Origin of the sequence: Paenibacillus ihuae, assembly GCF_001368795.1 — a bacterium.
GTDB lineage: Bacteria > Bacillota > Bacilli > Paenibacillales > Paenibacillaceae > Paenibacillus_AQ > Paenibacillus_AQ ihuae.
In genome coordinates, this window is sequence record NZ_LN831198.1 from 1668351 (window position 1) to 1684734 (window position 16384).

Sequence of the window (16384 nt, forward strand, 5' to 3'; positions counted from 1 at the left end):
AGGGTGGGGAAGTGGAGCTAAGACAGCTGCAGTACTTTTTGAAGGTTGCCCAAAAAGAACATGTCACCAGAGCGGCAGAAGAGCTGCATGTAGCCCAATCAGCGGTAAGCCGCCAGATTCACCAGCTGGAGCAGGAGCTCGGGGTAGACTTGTTTATGCAAAAGGGCCGAAATCTGCAGCTCACTCCGGTAGGGCAACTTTTTTGCAAACGGGTAGAGTCGCTGCTGAAGGATTTGGAGCGCTCGGTGGCTGAGGTGCATGAATTTTTAGACCCCGAGCTTGGCGAAATCCGCATCGGTTTTCCGCACAGCCTTGGCACTCATCTAATTCCTTCTATTGTAGCGGAATTCCGGCGCCTATATCCTAATGTCAGATTCCGCTTCAAACAAGGGACATACTCTTCTTTGATCAAAGATGTGATCTCAGGTGAGGTAGATTTGGCGTTCATATCTCCCTTTCCGGAAAATGATGGTCATGTCGCCGGAGATATCGTGATGACCGAGGAGTTGTTCGCGATTCTGCCGCAGCATCACCCGCTTGCGGGGGAGGCTGTGATCCGCCTGGAACAGCTGCGTGAGGAGAAATTCGTCTTGTTCAGCCAAGGGTATTCCTTAAGGCCGATCGTATGGCAAGCCTGTGTTCAGGCTGGATTCAAACCGCAGATCGCCTTTGAGGGCGGAGAGACGGACACGATCCGTGGTTTGGTGGCCGCGGGAATGGGGGTAAGCCTGCTTCCGGAAACGGCGCTCTATCAGACGAACCCGATGCAGCCTGCCCAGGTTAGGGTGGTAGAGCCGACTATAACCCGTACTGTAGGTATCATTCACCGCAGTGAGGGTAAGCTGCCGCTGGTGGCCAGATCCTTCCGTACCTTCCTGCTTACCTATTTCAAGGACAAAAACAACAATACCCCGGTTGGCTCATAGCCTTCCGGGGTATTGTTTGTTCAATTATGTGAGAAAGCCGAAATTAGGTTTAGTCGCGGTTGCCAAGGAACATCATGATCAAGCGCAGGAGCTCGAGCAGTGAGACCAAAGCGGCGGCAACATAAGTCAAGGCGGCTGCATTCAGAACCTTGGCGACGCCTCGTTCTTCCTCGTTTCGGATGAAGCCCTGTTCTACCATAATCTGGCGGGCCCGGCTGCTAGCGTTAAATTCAACCGGAAGCGTCACAAGCTGGAACGCTACAGCGGCTGAGAAGAAGATTATACCCAGACCTACCAGATTCATGGAGCTGAACAGGAAGCCCGCCAGCAGCATGAATGGGGCTACACCGGAAGCGAAATTCACGACCGGGAACATCCGGTGGCGGAGTGCCAGCATCGGATAACGTTCTTTATGCTGGATGGCATGACCGATCTCGTGGCAGGCCACGGAGACAGCTGCGATAGAGCTCTCGTAATAGACTGCCTCGGAGAGCCGGACAACCCGGTGGATCGGGTCATAATGGTCGGACAATGTTCCGCGGACCGGTTCAATGGGAACGTCGTGCAGACCGTTGGCATCAAGCATACGCCGTGCTGCTTCGTATCCGGTTAAGCCGTTCATGTTGGCCACTTTAGCCCATTTATTAAAATTGCCCTTCACTCTGAACTGGGCCCACAACGAAAATAGAAAAGCAACAATTACTAATAGATACATTAAAGCCATCTTTCATTCCTCCAAGTAATGTAAGTGAGTTAGTTTACATTGGCGGCCCCTGTGTCAGCAGAAGCCGAATCGCTTCCATGCAGGCAACACCTTGCGGAATCAGAGCGGCAAGTGCACGTTTGGCTTGAACTGGCTTTAATCCGCTGATCATCGGTTCCAGTGCTTTTACTTCGCGTTCCAAACGCTGCATCTGAAGCTCCAGCAGGGCAAGTTTGTCTGAAACGTCAGTTTCAGGAGTGGCCGAATTCCATTTGTTCATCATGGATTTAATTTCTACCAATGTATATTTCTCTTGCTTTAGTTGGTTAATACGTTCTAATGCGATTAAAGTTTCATGGTTGTACAGCCGGTAATTCTTCATGCTTCTCGATTCTGGAACGATAAGCCCCAGCTTCGTATAGTAATCGATGGTTCGTTCACTTATATTAGCTGCCTTTGCCAGTTCTCCAATCCGGTATAGGATCATATCCCCATGCTATTTCACCTCGTTTGCGAAATCATTCTGCTTGAATGAGCGATAATTTTTTACTAATAGTTCTATATTAAATGATACCAAATGACGAACCGTACAGTCAAACGTCATACTTACTTTATGTATATGCAGAAGGAGCTGAATACATACTGCTGAGAATATAACGATAGGATTTCTGCTAGGATGCCGATGGCCCCCCCGTATGAGTTGGAGGGTAAAGGGAAGATATGGAGGCATACAAGTTTTAATCTAACATGTAATGTGATGTTTATTGATGGTATTCATTTTTGACGCGATTGTCATTATAAAAAGGGTGCTTGTCGATATTCATATTGGTTATTTGCTTTATTAGAGGGAAGGATTAGTTTATTTAACATGATGGAGCATGTTTAAGCCGAAGAGTTAATAAAAATACATTAAAGAAGATGCAGCGTCTGAATCCGTTTGCAGAAAAATGGCCTATGGATTAGCGAAAAGCCTTCATTCAACAGCAATTCTGTGTGAATACGGTTAAATAGTGTGGAATTCATCATCGTTCTAAATAATTTAAATGCATTCAAAAAAATAGTCTTGTCAATTTACCTGACTTCTGATTATAATGACATTAAGAGTTTCACGCTTTGTTAGAAAATATAACATTGGGGAGTGGGGTTAAGATGAAGAAAAAGATGTTGATGATGTTTCTGGCCATGATCACGCTGATGATCTATCCTGTCAGTGCCTTTGCTGCTGAGGGACCGGCAACACCGGATTTACAGATCGGTCTGGATACGGCGTTTACTTTTCTGGCATTTATCTTAGTATTCTTTATGCAGGCTGGGTTTGCAATGCTTGAAGCAGGTTCGGTCCGGATGAAGAACGCCGGTCACGTTGCCGGTAAAACGGTACTGACACTGGCAATTGCAAGCTTATGTTTCTGGGCCTTCGGTTTTGGTCTTGGCTTCGGTAACGGTAACGGCTTCTTCGGAACAACGGGTTTCTTCTACGGCGGTGAATCAACCGCATCGTCATTTGAATCCCTGGCTTTCTCTGATGTAACCTTGAACGTTAAATTCCTGTTCCAAATGGCGTTTGCCGCAGTTTCCCTGGCTATCGTGTCCGGTGGTATGGCGGAACGTGCTAAGCTCAGCGTCTACATTATATTCGGCATTTTGTTCTCGGTAGTTATCTACCCGGTTGTTGCCCATTGGGTTTGGGGCGGCGGCTGGTTGGCAGAACTGGGTATGCAAGACTATGCAGGTTCCACAGTTGTCCACCTTACAGGTGCAACGGCGGCTGTAGTTGCAACAATTCTGCTTAAACCTCGTCTTGGCAAGTTCAATAAAGAAGGTAAGCCGGTCATTATCCCTGGACATAACCAAGTGTTCACGGTGCTGGGTGTGATCATTCTGTGGTTCGGATGGTTCGGCTTTAACCCAGGTAGTGCATTGTCCCCTATGGGCGGATTCTTCGGACACGTTGCGTTGACCACTAACCTGGCAGCAGCTGCAGGCGGTCTGGCTGCACTGATTGCTTCGTGGTTGTACTTTGGTAAATCTGATATTCCTGCAATGCTGAACGGTGTACTGGCTGCGCTGGTTGCTATTACAGGTGCCTGTGCGTTCGTTGATCCTTGGGCAGCAATTCTCATCGGTTTTGTAGCTGGTGCTTTTACCTTCATGACTTCACAATGGCTGGAACGTGCGGGTCTTGATGATCCGATCTATGCTTTCTCCGTACACGGTATTGCTGGGATTTGGGGTGCGATTTCCACAGGTTTGTTCGCAACTCCTGAACTTGTTGAAACTGTTGGGATTGGTAAAGAAGGTTTATTCTATGGAGGCGGCGTTCATCAATTGGGAGTGCAAGTACTCGGTGTAGCTGGTACCTTTGTATTTGTAGCTGTAATGTCTTTCATCATCCTGTATGTAATCAAGATGGTTAATGGCCTACGTGTTACTGAAGAGGAAGAATTGATGGGACTGGATATCAGTGAGCATGGTACGTATGGTTATCCTGAACAAATGAAACTGATTGCTGAATCGGATTCCAAAACCCAAAAATAGATAGTAACTTTACCGACTGGAGGCGGACCGATTGGCTTCGATGGAGTCGACAGATTGGAAGGAAGATAAGCGATACTTGTCCATCGTAACGGCCGGTTCGCCGCAGGAACTTAAGGGCAGGCGCACGGCCTGCCAGCAAGTACTTCTGGAGCAGTTGAACATTATTCCAATTGAGGAATGGATGGTCCGTGTCAACGCGATGCACGATCTGATCGCTAAGACGGCGGTAAACATTTGTGAGGCGCAGATGAAGGAGGCGGGCTACGGCCTGCCTCCCTGCGCCTATTCCTTTATTGTATTTGGCAGCGCTGGCAGACAGGAAGCTACGCTCTGGAGCGACCAGGACAACGGCTTAATTGTAGAAGGAGAACCGGATGACGTTAAGAATCGTTATTTCACCGCTTTTGGCGGGATGTTGTCCGATGTGCTTGAAGCAGTGGGCTTTGAAAAATGTGACGGAAAGGTAATGTGCTCTGAGCCGCTATGGAGCAAGACACTGCCGGAATGGAAAGTACAGCTGCAGAGCTGGATGAGCCATCTGGAATGGGAACCTATCCGTTATCTTATTATCGCTTCTGATATGAGACATGTAGCGGGAAGTGCTGAACTGTCGGCTGAATGGAGGGAAGCCTTTCATGCCGGCTTTGCGGACAATGAGAAATTGACGACGGCTGTTCTGCGCAATACCGTCCGTCACAAAGCAACGCTTAACCTGCTTGGACAGGTTCTCACAGAACGTTTCGGCGATAATGCCGGCGGATTTGATATTAAATATGGAGTCTATATCCCGCTCGTCAATATTGTCAGACATTTAGCACTTCTGCATGGAATTGAGGCCAGTTCCACACTCGAAAAGATAGAAAAGCTTAGTGAGCTGGACAAATACGAGCATCTTGAAGATATCCGGCGGGCTTTTTTGACGGCGTTGCGGATGCGTGTAAACACACCTTTCATTGAACGGGATGGCATCCTGTCGAGCAGTGATTATATTTCTGGAAATGCCTTGAAGAATAAGCAGCTCCTGTCCGAGCTGCGTGAAAGTCTGCTGCTGGTCAGACGCTTACACAGGGCTCTGCAGCGTCAGCTCCGGTCAGCGGAAAGGAGGCAGTCATGAAGGAGCCAAACAAAGGCGGAGGATTCTGGAATAATCTGAGGCAAGGCGGAATGCCCTCCGCCATTGCATCAATGAGAGGCGGGGAATCGGCACAGCAAACCGCGCAGCAGATGGCCTTTATCCGATCACTCATGCGCGAGAAGCGGCGACCTGAAGTACTGCATACCCCGCTTTCCGAACTGGAGACGGTCATATTCGATCTGGAAACTACCGGGTTCTCTCATCAGCACGGCGATGAAATTATGTCCTTTGGAGCAATCCGGGTGGTCGGTGAAGAAATCAAGGAAGATGAGTGCTTCTACACACTTGTGAATTGTGGGGCGGCGATACCGGACAATATTACAAAACTTACGGGAATTTCCGAGGAGATGACATCATCAGCGCCTTCATTGATCGACGGCCTTCATAATTTCATGTCGTTTGTAGGCCAGCGTGTGCTGGTGGCACATGGAAGTGCGCATGACAAAGCTTTTTTAAACGCTGCATTGTGGAAAACCTCAAAGGTACAGCTTACCCACAGGGTACTGGACACGATGATGCTGGCCCGCTGGCTGGAGCCGCACCGCAGCAATTATACCTTGGATGAGCTGCTTGCGGTTCATGAAATCCCTATTGAAGGGCGGCATAACGCTCTGGAAGATGCCAAAATGACTGCCCGTCTATGGGTGTCCTATCTCCGGGAAATTTCGCAGAAACGCCAGGTGGAGACGCTGGGAGATCTTTATGCTTACTTAAGCAGAGCGTAGAGTTCGGTATGGAGTAATTGCCGGCTTAGACTGCCGTCGTTTTCTCGCTGCCGGTCAATAATGAACCCATTTAGTACCGGAACCGCTGGGTCATCTTTGCCGGGGGAGCCGATCAGATAAACTTTGAAGTGCGGACTCAAGGAAGCCAGACCCTGCAGGTCGGCAGAGGATGGCCAGGGCGGTGAGCTTGGATGGGAATGGAACAGGCCAATGGGAGCCGGGTCGCTGTAGAGCCCTTTTACCCATTCCCGAGGATCGGGAACAAATGCATGCAGCGGGTCAGGCGCTACGTTGCTCATCGGCACATAGCTGCTGATGAGCATGCCCCCCGCTGCGGCAGTGCCCAGCAGTAATCCGCATGCTTCATGCGGAAAGCAGGTCAGCAAGTGCTTCCCCAGCATGAGCTGCACGGAGGAATCCAGCCTTATCGGCGGGGTTGTTCCCTGGTATGCTGTCAAGTATTTACCCCTCTCTCTTCATAGGATTCCGTCTTGGACGGGATCCTCTTTTTTTATTTTACAAATGGTTTGAAACTGCCTGCATCGAGGGTACAATAGAAGCAACCCATCCCATTTGTAAAGGAACAGACATACTGATGAGAGCTGTTAATAAACGAAATCTAACGGTTGTGGCCCTGATTGTATTTCTGGTTGTGCTTGCAATAGAGCACCGTTTTAAGAAGGAACCGGAGACGGTTGCCGTCATTCAGCAGCAGTCGTCTGCGTCCGCAAGCGGTGCAGGTGCAGGTCTGGCAGCGCCTGCGTTCTCTCTGGAGGATAGCAGCGGGAATGTGTATAAAGTGGGCGGTCCCAGACAGAAGGCGCTTATTGTGAACTTCTGGGCTTCATGGTGCGAACCCTGCCAGCTGGAAGCGCCTGAACTGAATAAAATGGCGCTTAAATATAAGGATGTTCTGGATATTTACGGAATCAACGTAACCAGCCAGGATTATAAGCCGAACGCGGAACGGTTCATCAGGAAATATATGCTGGCTTTTCCGGTGATGTTTGATACTAAAGGTAAAGTGTTCGACAAATATCAGGGCCAGGTGTTTCCAACCAATGTGCTGATTGACAAAAATGGTGTGATTGCTGAATTCGTGCTTGGCACCTTGACAGCTGAGGAGCTGGAAAAGAAGATTATCTCACTCACCGGCTCATAGTGTACGGGAATTTGTCTAAAGCCCCTTTGCGTACAGGATATCCTGTCTGCAAGGGGGCTTTTTGGTGGGGTTATGCCTGATCAGAGAAATTGAATTTAGTGGTTAACTAATCCCTTAGGTTCATTGTTGTTCTTTTGCTGATTTTCCAGCGAGATCTGTCCAAGAAGAGCGTAACGCATACTGTCAACCAAAGCTTCCCAGCTCGCTTCAATCACATTGCTGGATACCCCAACTGTGCTCCATGTATGATTGAAGTCTTTGGATTCAATCAAGACACGCACCTTCGCGGCGGTCTGATCCTGCTCATCAAGTACCCGCACCTTGTAGTCGGAGAGATGCATTTCATCGAGCTGAGGGAAATAGGTCTGCAGCGCTTTGCGCAATGCATTATCGAGTGCATTGACAGGTCCATTGCCTTCAGCTGCTGTATACAGACTCTCTCCGGCTACACGGAGTTTAACAAAGGCCTCGGAGACAACAGGCTGGCCGGCATTTTTTTCAACAAGCATTTTGAAGGATTCGAAAGTGAACAGCTCATTAAGCTCCCCGGTGGCTTCCCGCAGCAGCAGCTCAAGCGAGGCATCTGCACCTTCGAATTGATAACCCTGATGCTCCAGGTCTTTGATCTTGTCAATGACCTTGCGGGCCTGCTCGCTGGTAGGATCGAGGCTTAGCCCCATATCCAGCGCTTTGGACAGGACATTACTCTGGCCAGCAAGCTCAGAGACAAGTACACGCTGTTTATTGCCGACCAATTCCGGTGCAATATGCTCGTAAGTACGTGAATCACGCAGGATGGCGGAGACATGAATGCCCCCTTTATGGGCAAAAGCGGCGGTTCCGACGTATGGCTGATTCACCGGCATATTTACGTTGGCTACTTCGCTGATATATCTGGCGGTGTTGGTCAGCTGCGGGAGTGAATCCCCAGGGATGCAGTGATAACCCATTTTAAGTTGAAGTGTTGGAATAATAGAGCATAAGTTGGCATTGCCGCAGCGTTCACCATAGCCGTTAATAGTACCCTGCACCTGGCGGGCGCCGGCACTAATTGCACTGAGTGCATTGGCAACTGCAAGTTCGCAGTCGTTATGGGTGTGGATGCCAAGTGGTGCGCCGGACAGTTGCCCCGACATTGCCGACACGATGTCATAAACTTCATTAGGGAGTGTGCCGCCGTTTGTATCGCACATCACGAGCCAGTCTGCTCCGGCTTCCCGGGCCTTGGCAAGCACAGCGGAGGCATACTCCGGATTGTTCTTGAAACCGTCGAAGAAATGCTCAGCATCGAAGATGACCTCGAGGCCTTTATGTTTGAGATAGGCAATGGAATCACCGATCATGGCAAGATTCTCTTCTAAGGTCGTCTGCAGTGCGGTATGCACATGAAAATCCCATGACTTTCCGACTAGAGTAGCCGCAGGCACTCCGGCGTCGATCATTCTTTGCAGATTCTCATCATGCTCAGCAAGGGAGTTTTTGCGGCGAGTGCTGCCGAATGCGGTGATTTTGGCATTCAGGTACAGTTCCTTGACTCTTTTGAAAAACTCAATGTCTTTATTATTGCTTCCCGGGATGCCACCTTCAATATAATGCACACCCAGATCATCGAGTTTCTTAGCAATCTTCAGCTTGTCATCTGCCGACAGACTGATGCCCTCGCCTTGGGTGCCGTCGCGCAGTGTCGTATCGAAGATGGAAATGGACTTAGACATAAGAGTCCTCCTAAAAGTTTTGTGAGCATGGCTTCAAAGAACAGCATTGTGCATAACTGGCTTCGAAAGCATACACTTAAGTTTTGTGAGCATGGCTTCTGAGGAACGGTTTCGTCCGAAACTAAGATCGGAAGCATACGTATAGGGTAAATAATTTTTATATTATAGCATTTTTACGCGGGAATGTAACAAAGAACTTTACAGGAGGGTGCTGCTTGGTTGACCTCCCGTCGGCGAAAGAGGTATGCTGAATTTAACAATGGAACCATGAAGATAAGAAGGTAGATATTGTGCAGAACGTGGATCAGTATTATCCGACGAGCGGCAGGGTTATTCTGCATGTGGATATGAACGCTTTTTACTGCTCTGTGCATGAGGCGGAAGATCCTGCTCAATATAAAGGCAAACCGACGGCAGTAGCAGGCAGTGTGGAGCTGCGCAGAGGGATAATCGTCACCTGTTCATATGCGGCGCGGAAGTATGGAATCTCTACAGGTATGCAGGTACAGAAAGCTTTGCGGATTTATCCCTCATTAATTTTGATTAAACCGGACTTTAACCTGTACCGCAAATACTCCAATGCATTTATGCAGATTGCCTATAGCTATACTCCGCTGCTTGAAGCAGTTTCGATTGATGAATGTTACCTGGACATCACCGGTTCACGGCAATTTGGTACACCTCTGGAGATTGCTGAAGCCATTCAGCGGCGGATTATGGAGGAGCTCGGGCTTCCCTGCTCTATTGGTATAGCCCCTAACAAGCTGCTGGCTAAGATCGCATCGGATCTGAAAAAGCCTAAAGGTATCACGGTCCTGCGCCTGCGTGATGTGCCGGAGATTCTATGGAACAAGCCATGCGGGGAAATGTTCGGTATCGGCGGGAAAACGGCTGAGAAGCTGCGTAAACTAGGTATCTACACTATAGGCCAGCTGGCGGCAGCCGACGAGAAGGTTCTGGTAGATCATTTTGGTGTCATGGGCTCCTGGCTGAAGCGGGCGGGGAACGGTATTGATCATGGCATAGTGAATCCGGAAAGGGAACAGAGCAAGTCGATCGGCCATACGACGACACTGCCCAGAGATGTGGTCGGGCTGGCCGAAGCCAGGCCGATTCTGCTCAACCTCAGCGACCAGGTGGCCCGCCGGTTAAGGAAGCAAGGCTTGGTCGCTGCGGGAGTGCAGCTCACGATCCGTACACCCGATATGAAGACTATCACCCGATCCCGCCAGCTTGAGGCTCCCACCGAAAGCGCTGAAGATATCTATAAGGCGGTATGCGAGCAGTTTGCCCGCCACTGGAACAACGGGAAGCCTGTGCGGCTGCTGGGTGTAACCCTGCAAGGTCTTACGGCCAAAGAGGAGTCGGTGATCCAGCTGGATTTGTTCGATTATGAACGTCAGCCGAAAAAGGAATCCTTGAATAAAACCATGGACATGCTGCGCAATAAATTTGGAGAAAATGCCGTTCTCACCGCGGGGATGCTAAGTGACAGCCATTCAGCCCGCCTCCGCAATCATAAGGAGCGGGGCACCTCGCTGCAGAAGGACAATCTGCAGGGTGTAGATCCGGATCAAGCCTGAATCCATCCTATCCGGGTATAGGAAAACAACCCGCTGATTATGCGGCAATTGTGTAAACGTGTTGAAAATTCATTGAAATTGTATTCTATTTATATTAATATGATTGAAATAACAGGCTGCTACTGCAGGCTGTATTGTTTAACGGGAGGCAGAGATAAAATGGCTAAGTACACTTGGGTCGAAAAAGACACTTGCATCGCTTGCGGTGCGTGTGGCGCAACGGCTCCTGATATTTTTGATTACGATGACGAAGGTTTGGCAGAAGTGATTTATGAGAATGACAGCAACCGCGGATGCACAGCGATTCCGGATGATCTGTTCGATGATCTTCAGGATTCGGCCGACGGATGCCCAACGGATTCCATTAAAATTGCGGATGCACCTTTCAACAAAGAAGGTTAATCTTCTAAGCGGTTAGTTCTTCACAGCATAAGGATCAGATATAAGGCCTAAGCTTATATTTGATCCTTATATTTGCATAAAGACATCTCTTCGCCGGCAAAAATTCGGCTGGGATGTCTTTTTTTGATGAACTGGCCGATATAAGGAATATATGAATCAATCACCCGCGGAGGCCCCGATGAAAAATTCGCAGCATCTTAAGGCATATGTCCAAATGCATCCTGATAACAAGATGGCATGGTACTTGCTTGGTAAGGAATACTATAAGAACGGCCAGCAGGGGAAAGCTAATTACTGCTTCAATCAGGCAGGAGAAGTATATGAGGCTTTTGAACACAGCAAGGTCCCGTCAGATATGCTGCGCGAATATGAGGATGGGCTGCTGAAAGTGGCGCATGAACGTCATCAGTCCAAGCTGAGGAAGCGCAGGACACTGGTGGCTCTCGTACTGTTGCTGTTATTGTTCCTGCCTCCGGCGGTATCGCCCGAAGCAGACTCCGGGATCACTCTGGAATCCCTGCTGGATGATGGAAAGGACGTTCCTGCACAGCTGGCTGCTGATGCCCAGGAGACGGTTACAGAGGAAGAGCAGAGTGATCAACCGCCAAAGCTGGCTTTTACAGCCCTTGCCGGAGATGCAGGCGCCGCTAGCCAAGCCTTTGCGGGTATTGTGCAGAGCAAGAGTCCGGTAATGACTGCCATCCTGGGGATGGAGCGTTCGGGGAAATGGCTTGTATGGAAAAAGAAGCTGCCGCTTACTGCAACTGTGGTGAAGAATGAAAATGGGCGCACCGTCTACCAATCCTATGATCAGGCCCGTTGTGAATGTCAGCCGCCGGAATCCGGGGAGCTGCAGAAGCAGGCGGCACGGTGGCAGGAGCAGCAGGAGCAGTTAGCAGTATTATGGAGCGCAATGCGCGCTTATAAGAGCAGCAAAGGGAATCTGCCTCAATCCTTAAAAGAGCTGACAGGTGCTTTTCCCGACAATTGGCTTGGTACGGCTACACCGCTGATGAAGGAGAAGTTCGCCTCACTGCGTGCTTCGGCAGCTGATTTCTTGTCCAAACAGCAGGCGGGCAGAGCTGACGGAGAAGTGAATAATGAAGCGCAAGCAGGAGCCGGGACAGGAGGCGGAGCTGGGGCAGCAGGAGAAACGGCGCAGGAGATGCCTTTTTTCACCGGAGCCCTTAGTATTATTGTGGATAAACAAAATCACCGTCTGGCAGTTACCAGCGGCTCGGTTATTCTGCGGAACTATGCGGTAGGGCTGGGCGGTGATAAGACTCCTGAAGGTACTTTTACAATTACAGATAAGGTGGTTAATCCGAATGGCCGGGATAACGGGGAGTTTGGCAGCCGGGGCATGCAGCTCTCGGACAGCAATTATGCGATCCATGGCACGAGTGAACCCGAAAGCATCGGCAAGGATGAGTCGCTGGGCTGTATCCGCATGAGCCGTAAGGATGTGGAGGAGTTATTCGCACTTGTACCCAGGGGAACGAAGGTGCAGATTAGTAAAGGGGTTTTGCCTGAGGAGCTGCTGGTTCCGGAGGGCCGTTTCCCCTCTGGAGCACCTCGAAATCAGACCAACCCCAACAAAGTCTACCACTGGCTGAATTAATTGCCTGCTACAATAAATAGAACAATGATAAGAAGCACCAGCAAGACCAGACTTGCGCTAATCCACAGGATTGCTTTGCGGTTCACTTCTTCTTTCTTCTGTTGAAGTGTTGGAGGTTTACGTTTAGTTGACATAATTGCCATCCTTCTTTCTCTGTTGATCGGTGATTACCCTTACATTGTAATGGGTTTAGGAGAAAATTACTATACTCTCCACTTCAGCCCGGAAACTCCGCAACCCAAAAAACTTTTCTTTTCCCCCGGAAACGGATAAAATTAAGAAGAATACTAACAGAAACGGGGAGTCGGAGGACGAATCGAGTGATCCCTTGAAGGAGCGAGAACGGTGCTGTATCGACATTTTGGCAAACCTATTTTCTTTAAAATGGACCCGGAGAAGGCACATCATCTCGTCATAGGCGGATTAAACAAATCGGCACTGGTTCCGGGCGGCAGCGCGGCCATGCGTTTGATGTACGGTGTCCCTGAAACCGCGGATATGGCAGTAGACCTGTTCGGCCTGCATTTTCCCACTCCGGTGGGACTGGCAGCGGGACTGGACAAAAACGCCGAGGCGGTGGGCGGGTTCTCTTCAATCGGCTTCGGTTTCATGGAGGTTGGTACGGTAACTCCGAAAGGGCAGCCCGGCAATGACAGTCCGCGTCTGTTCCGTCTTCTTCCGGACGAAGCGCTCATCAACCGGATGGGCTTCAATAATGAAGGTGCGGAGGCTATGGCGGAACGGCTTAAGGTACTTAAGAAACGTAGGATACCGGTAGCAGTCAACATCGGACGCAACAAAGCCACTCCGAATGAAACGGCGCATGAGGATTACCGCAAGTGTATCCGTACGTTATATCCGTACGGTGATTTTTTTGTGGTCAATATCAGCTCTCCGAATACACCGGATTTGCGCAGTCTTCAGCATGGAAGCGAGCTGTCGAAGCTGCTGGCCGAGGTCAAGGAAGAAATGGCTATCCAGCGGAATAAGAGCGGCATAGCTAAAAGCCTGCTGGTCAAAATTGCTCCGGACGTCAGCGACAGTGAATTGGAATTCATGGTACATACGCTTTCGGAGGCGGGAGTAGATGGCGTAATTGCTACCAACACGACACTTAGCCGTGAAGGACTGATCAGTGAGAAAGCTGGAGAAACAGGAGGGCTTAGCGGCAAGCCGCTGAGAGACCGTTCTACAGATATTATCCGCAGTATTTACCGCCAGACCGGCGGGAAGCTGCCAATCATTGGCTCGGGCGGGATTTTTAGCAGCCAGGATGCTTATGACAAAATCCGGGCGGGTGCAAGCCTGGTTGAAATTTATACGGCTCTCATCTATGAAGGACCGGAGGTTAACCGCAGACTGCATGCCGGACTCAGGAAGCTGCTGCGGCGGGACGGATTCTCTCATATCCTAGAAGCGGTGGGCGCCGATCATCACTGAAGGATGAATGGACAGGAGGACGAAGGCGATGGACGGCAGGGACTGGGGAACTTTTTTGCTTCCATATGAACAGACTGTGGAGGAACTTAAGGTTAAATTTAAAACAATGCGCTCGGAGCTTAAGAAAAGGGAAGAATATACGCCGATTGAGTTCGTAACAGGACGCGTAAAACGGCTGTCAAGCATCCTGGAGAAGGCCCAGCGGCTGAATGTGAAGATGGAGGATCTGGAAACGGGCATTGAAGATATCGCCGGCATACGGATTATGTGCCAGTTCGTTGAAGATATCCGCAGAGTGGCGGAATATATCCGCGCCCGCAAAGATCTTGAAGTGCTGTATGAGAAAGATTACATCACAAATTATAAGGAAAGCGGCTACCGCAGCTTCCATATGATTATTAAATATCCTGTACAAACCGCTCTGGGACAAAAGATTGTACTTGCCGAAATTCAAATCCGTACACTCGCGATGAATTTCTGGGCAACGATCGAACATTCCCTGAACTATAAATACCGCGAAAGCCTGCCGGATGAAATGCGGATACGCCTGAAAACAGCTGCGGAGGCCGCATCGATCCTGGATAGTGAAATGTCCAGCATCCGTGAGGAAATTCTGGAAGCACAAAAGACGTTCGAGGAAAATTCGAATATGACCACACAAGTACTCAAGGCGATTCATCAATTGTATTTCTACCATCTGGTGAATGAGGCGATTGAAAGCCAGGAGCGGTTCAACGTGATCTGGCAGGCGCAGGATATGGAAGCCATGAAAGAGCTGCTGGACCATGTGCGGGAGCTGCTCTCAAGTGCGAAGAAGGACAGTCTGCCGGATGGCTTATGAACCGCTTTACCTGGCTTACCTGGTCTACTTCAACCGTGACAGAGATTATTTTGAATGTCATGAGGTGCTTGAAGAGCTGTGGCTGGCGCACGAACGCAATCCTTTGTATAAAGCCCTTCTACAGGTAGCAGTGGGGCTGTATCATTTCCGGAATAACAATGTACGCGGTGCAGCGATTATGATGGACCGGGCACATGAAGTGCTTGGAACCTATCCTGCTGATTCCTTGGGTATCGATCTTGCCAAGCTGGTGAGGGAAGTAGAGGCCTACGCAGAACAACTGAAGGCGTATGCAGCTCATCCTTTTCCGTATTACGATCTGACGATCGACATTCTTGATCCGACACTGGCTGAAGAAGTAAAGCTGGCTGCTGCTGGCATTACGCCGAATCAGCCCCAGCGGCGCGGGCCGCAGCGGCCGGACAAAGCGCATCGTAAATAAGATGCTGTGATAACGCTACATCATCAGGAACACCCCGCAGGGGTGTTCCTTGAACTATTATTTCCCTAAATTCAGGTAACACAGCAGGAGGACGGCAACATGGCGGGACAACTGCCCAGCACTTTCACGGAACGCATGAAGGAGCTGCTGGGATCGGAATATGAGCAATTTGCGGACACCTATAAGGAAACACCTTATGGAGGAATCCGTGTCAATACACTGAAGATTACGGTCCAGGAGCTGCTGGAGCGCTCGCCGTTTGCGCTTCAGCCCATTCCCTGGTGTCCAACAGGATTCTATACGGAAGAGGGGACAAGACCGGGCAAACATCCCTATTACCATGCCGGGTTATATTACATACAGGAACCGAGCGCCATGGCACCGGTTGAGCTGCTTAATGTACAGCCTGGCGACCGTGTACTCGATCTGTGTGCCGCTCCAGGCGGTAAATCTACTCAGATTGCCGCCAAGCTGCAGGGCCAAGGGCTGCTCATCAGTAACGATCTTCACCCGGAGCGGACCAAGGCGCTGGCCAAAAATCTGGAGCTGTACGGCGTCAGAAACGGCATTGTGCTGAACGAGAGCCCGGAACGGATTGCCGCAGCTTTTCCGGGTTTTTTCGACCGGATTCTGATCGATGCTCCTTGCTCCGGCGAGGGCATGTTCCGCAAAGACGAGGATATGGTGAAGCAGTGGGAGCCGGGAACACCCCGGAAGTATGCCGATATGCAGCGGGATATTCTTCGCTCGGCCGCGGAAGCACTAACCCCGGGCGGAACGATAGTCTATTCGACTTGCACCTTTGCTCCCGAGGAGAATGAGGGGTCCATTCTGGAGTTTCTCGCCAGCCATCCGCAGTTTACGGCGGTTCCGGCTGGGGGGACCGGCAGCTTCTCGCCGGGCCTCGGTGAATTGCCCGAGGCCGCGCGGCTGTGGCCGCATAAGGTCAAGGGCGAGGGCCATTTCATGGCGGTGCTCCGCCATGACGGAAGCTCTGCTGCGCAGGGAGATGCCGGGATCGCGGACACCGCGCTCCCGGTTTCCGTGCACAGCAAGGGGGCGAAGGCTCCGATGGCGGCCAAAGTTGGCAGGCGGCAGAGGGGATGGCGGACGCGGAGGCAAAGGCGGACGCGCTTCCGGCAAAGGCGGCG

Annotated in this window: 17 protein-coding genes; 12 read left to right on the top strand and 5 right to left on the bottom strand. The window is 50.3% G+C overall.

Features of this window, described 5'->3' with window-relative positions; translation table 11 throughout:
- The first annotated feature begins 11 nt into the window (after positions 1–11).
- Positions 12–926 carry a glutamate biosynthesis transcriptional regulator GltC gene (gltC, locus tag AQR02_RS07390; protein WP_054940028.1) on the top strand — a complete coding sequence of 305 codons (915 nt, stop codon included), beginning with the start codon at positions 12–14 and terminating at the stop codon, positions 924–926.
- A gap of 49 nt (positions 927–975) precedes the next feature.
- Here the strand turns inward: gltC and AQR02_RS07395 are convergent, their stop codons facing one another.
- Both AQR02_RS07395 and AQR02_RS07400 read right to left on the bottom strand, forming a co-directional pair.
- Positions 976–1650, bottom strand: coding sequence for a zinc metallopeptidase (locus AQR02_RS07395; protein WP_054940029.1), 675 nt, complete (start codon positions 1648–1650; stop codon positions 976–978).
- 34 nt (positions 1651–1684) lie between these two features.
- Positions 1685–2116 carry a MerR family transcriptional regulator gene (locus tag AQR02_RS07400; protein ID WP_054940030.1) on the bottom strand — a complete coding sequence of 144 codons (432 nt, stop codon included), beginning with the start codon at positions 2114–2116 and terminating at the stop codon, positions 1685–1687.
- A 662-nt stretch (positions 2117–2778) separates the two neighbouring features.
- On the opposite strand from AQR02_RS07400, the gene AQR02_RS07405 reads away from it, so the two are divergent.
- The 3 genes from AQR02_RS07405 to AQR02_RS07415 are packed head-to-tail and all read left to right on the top strand — an operon-like array spanning position 2779 to position 6027.
- Positions 2779–4167, top strand: coding sequence for an ammonium transporter (locus tag AQR02_RS07405; RefSeq protein ID WP_054940031.1), 1389 nt, complete (start codon positions 2779–2781; stop codon positions 4165–4167).
- Between the two features lie 40 nt (positions 4168–4207).
- A complete protein-coding gene (locus AQR02_RS07410) occupies positions 4208–5281 on the top strand; it encodes a DUF294 nucleotidyltransferase-like domain-containing protein (protein ID WP_054942025.1) in 1074 nt (357 codons plus the stop codon).
- Positions 5278–6027, top strand: a complete 750-nt coding sequence (locus AQR02_RS07415) for an exonuclease domain-containing protein (protein WP_054940032.1) — start codon at positions 5278–5280, stop codon at positions 6025–6027. Before AQR02_RS07410 ends, AQR02_RS07415 begins: the two co-directional genes overlap by 4 nt.
- Here AQR02_RS07415 and AQR02_RS07420 read toward each other — a convergent pair.
- Complete coding sequence (locus tag AQR02_RS07420; RefSeq protein ID WP_054940033.1) at positions 6009–6485, bottom strand: Mov34/MPN/PAD-1 family protein; 477 nt, start codon at positions 6483–6485, stop codon at positions 6009–6011. The genes AQR02_RS07415 and AQR02_RS07420 overlap by 19 nt on opposite strands.
- Before the next feature lie 137 nt (positions 6486–6622).
- Between AQR02_RS07420 and AQR02_RS07425 the strand changes: the two genes are divergently transcribed.
- Complete coding sequence (locus AQR02_RS07425) at positions 6623–7189, top strand: TlpA family protein disulfide reductase (RefSeq protein ID WP_054940034.1); 567 nt, start codon at positions 6623–6625, stop codon at positions 7187–7189.
- 95 nt (positions 7190–7284) lie between these two features.
- Here AQR02_RS07425 and cimA read toward each other — a convergent pair whose 3' ends face one another.
- Entirely contained in the window at positions 7285–8904 is a 1620-nt protein-coding gene (gene cimA / locus AQR02_RS07430) for a citramalate synthase (protein ID WP_054940035.1), read from the bottom strand.
- Between the two features lie 290 nt (positions 8905–9194).
- Here cimA and AQR02_RS07435 point away from each other — a divergent pair, with 290 nt between their 5' ends.
- The 3 genes from AQR02_RS07435 (at position 9195) to AQR02_RS07445 (ending at position 12510) form a co-directional block, all read left to right on the top strand.
- Complete coding sequence (locus AQR02_RS07435) at positions 9195–10487, top strand: DNA polymerase IV (RefSeq protein ID WP_054940036.1); 1293 nt, start codon at positions 9195–9197, stop codon at positions 10485–10487.
- A 159-nt stretch (positions 10488–10646) separates the two neighbouring features.
- Positions 10647–10889, top strand: coding sequence for a ferredoxin (locus AQR02_RS07440; protein ID WP_054940037.1), 243 nt, complete (start codon positions 10647–10649; stop codon positions 10887–10889).
- Between the two features lie 232 nt (positions 10890–11121).
- The gene (locus AQR02_RS07445) at positions 11122–12510 is read left to right on the top strand and encodes a L,D-transpeptidase (protein ID WP_245237191.1); all 1389 of its coding nucleotides are present in this window, start codon (positions 11122–11124) and stop codon (positions 12508–12510) included.
- Here the strand turns inward: AQR02_RS07445 and AQR02_RS32790 are convergent.
- On the bottom strand, positions 12507–12644 hold the full coding sequence (locus tag AQR02_RS32790) for a hypothetical protein (RefSeq protein WP_167347608.1): 138 nt from the start codon (positions 12642–12644) through the stop codon (positions 12507–12509). The genes AQR02_RS07445 and AQR02_RS32790 overlap by 4 nt on opposite strands.
- 211 nt (positions 12645–12855) lie before the next feature.
- Here AQR02_RS32790 and AQR02_RS07450 point away from each other — a divergent pair, with 211 nt between their 5' ends.
- The 4 genes from AQR02_RS07450 to AQR02_RS07465 form a co-directional block, all read left to right on the top strand.
- The gene (locus AQR02_RS07450) at positions 12856–13950 is read left to right on the top strand and encodes a quinone-dependent dihydroorotate dehydrogenase (protein WP_054940039.1); all 1095 of its coding nucleotides are present in this window, start codon (positions 12856–12858) and stop codon (positions 13948–13950) included.
- 28 nt (positions 13951–13978) lie between these two features.
- Positions 13979–14791 (top strand): GTP diphosphokinase, encoded by an 813-nt coding sequence (gene yjbM / locus AQR02_RS07455; protein ID WP_054940040.1) that lies wholly within the window; start codon positions 13979–13981, stop codon positions 14789–14791.
- Positions 14781–15233 (top strand): DUF309 domain-containing protein, encoded by a 453-nt coding sequence (locus AQR02_RS07460; RefSeq protein WP_054940041.1) that lies wholly within the window; start codon positions 14781–14783, stop codon positions 15231–15233. The genes yjbM and AQR02_RS07460 overlap by 11 nt, the downstream gene beginning before the upstream one ends.
- A gap of 99 nt (positions 15234–15332) precedes the next feature.
- A partial coding sequence (locus tag AQR02_RS07465; protein WP_245237193.1) for an RsmB/NOP family class I SAM-dependent RNA methyltransferase occupies positions 15333–16384 on the top strand: 1052 nt, incomplete at its 3' end.

Bases quoted from the DNA above. Each gene is read 5' to 3' on its own strand.
- AQR02_RS07395 (WP_054940029.1), bottom strand. From the start codon at position 1,650: ATGGCTTTAATGTATCTATTAGTAATTGTTGCTTTTCTATTTTCGTTG.
- AQR02_RS07400 (WP_054940030.1), bottom strand. From the start codon at position 2,116: ATGATCCTATACCGGATTGGAGAACTGGCAAAGGCAGCTAATATAAGT.
- AQR02_RS07405 (WP_054940031.1), top strand. From the start codon at position 2,779: ATGAAGAAAAAGATGTTGATGATGTTTCTGGCCATGATCACGCTGATG.
- AQR02_RS07410 (WP_054942025.1), top strand. From the start codon at position 4,208: ATGGAGTCGACAGATTGGAAGGAAGATAAGCGATACTTGTCCATCGTA.
- AQR02_RS07415 (WP_054940032.1), top strand. From the start codon at position 5,278: ATGAAGGAGCCAAACAAAGGCGGAGGATTCTGGAATAATCTGAGGCAA.
- AQR02_RS07425 (WP_054940034.1), top strand. From the start codon at position 6,623: ATGAGAGCTGTTAATAAACGAAATCTAACGGTTGTGGCCCTGATTGTA.
- cimA (WP_054940035.1), bottom strand. From the start codon at position 8,904: ATGTCTAAGTCCATTTCCATCTTCGATACGACACTGCGCGACGGCACC.
- AQR02_RS07440 (WP_054940037.1), top strand. From the start codon at position 10,647: ATGGCTAAGTACACTTGGGTCGAAAAAGACACTTGCATCGCTTGCGGT.
- AQR02_RS07445 (WP_245237191.1), top strand. From the start codon at position 11,122: ATGGCATGGTACTTGCTTGGTAAGGAATACTATAAGAACGGCCAGCAG.
- AQR02_RS32790 (WP_167347608.1), bottom strand. From the start codon at position 12,644: ATGTCAACTAAACGTAAACCTCCAACACTTCAACAGAAGAAAGAAGAA.
- yjbM (WP_054940040.1), top strand. From the start codon at position 13,979: ATGGACGGCAGGGACTGGGGAACTTTTTTGCTTCCATATGAACAGACT.
- AQR02_RS07460 (WP_054940041.1), top strand. From the start codon at position 14,781: ATGGCTTATGAACCGCTTTACCTGGCTTACCTGGTCTACTTCAACCGT.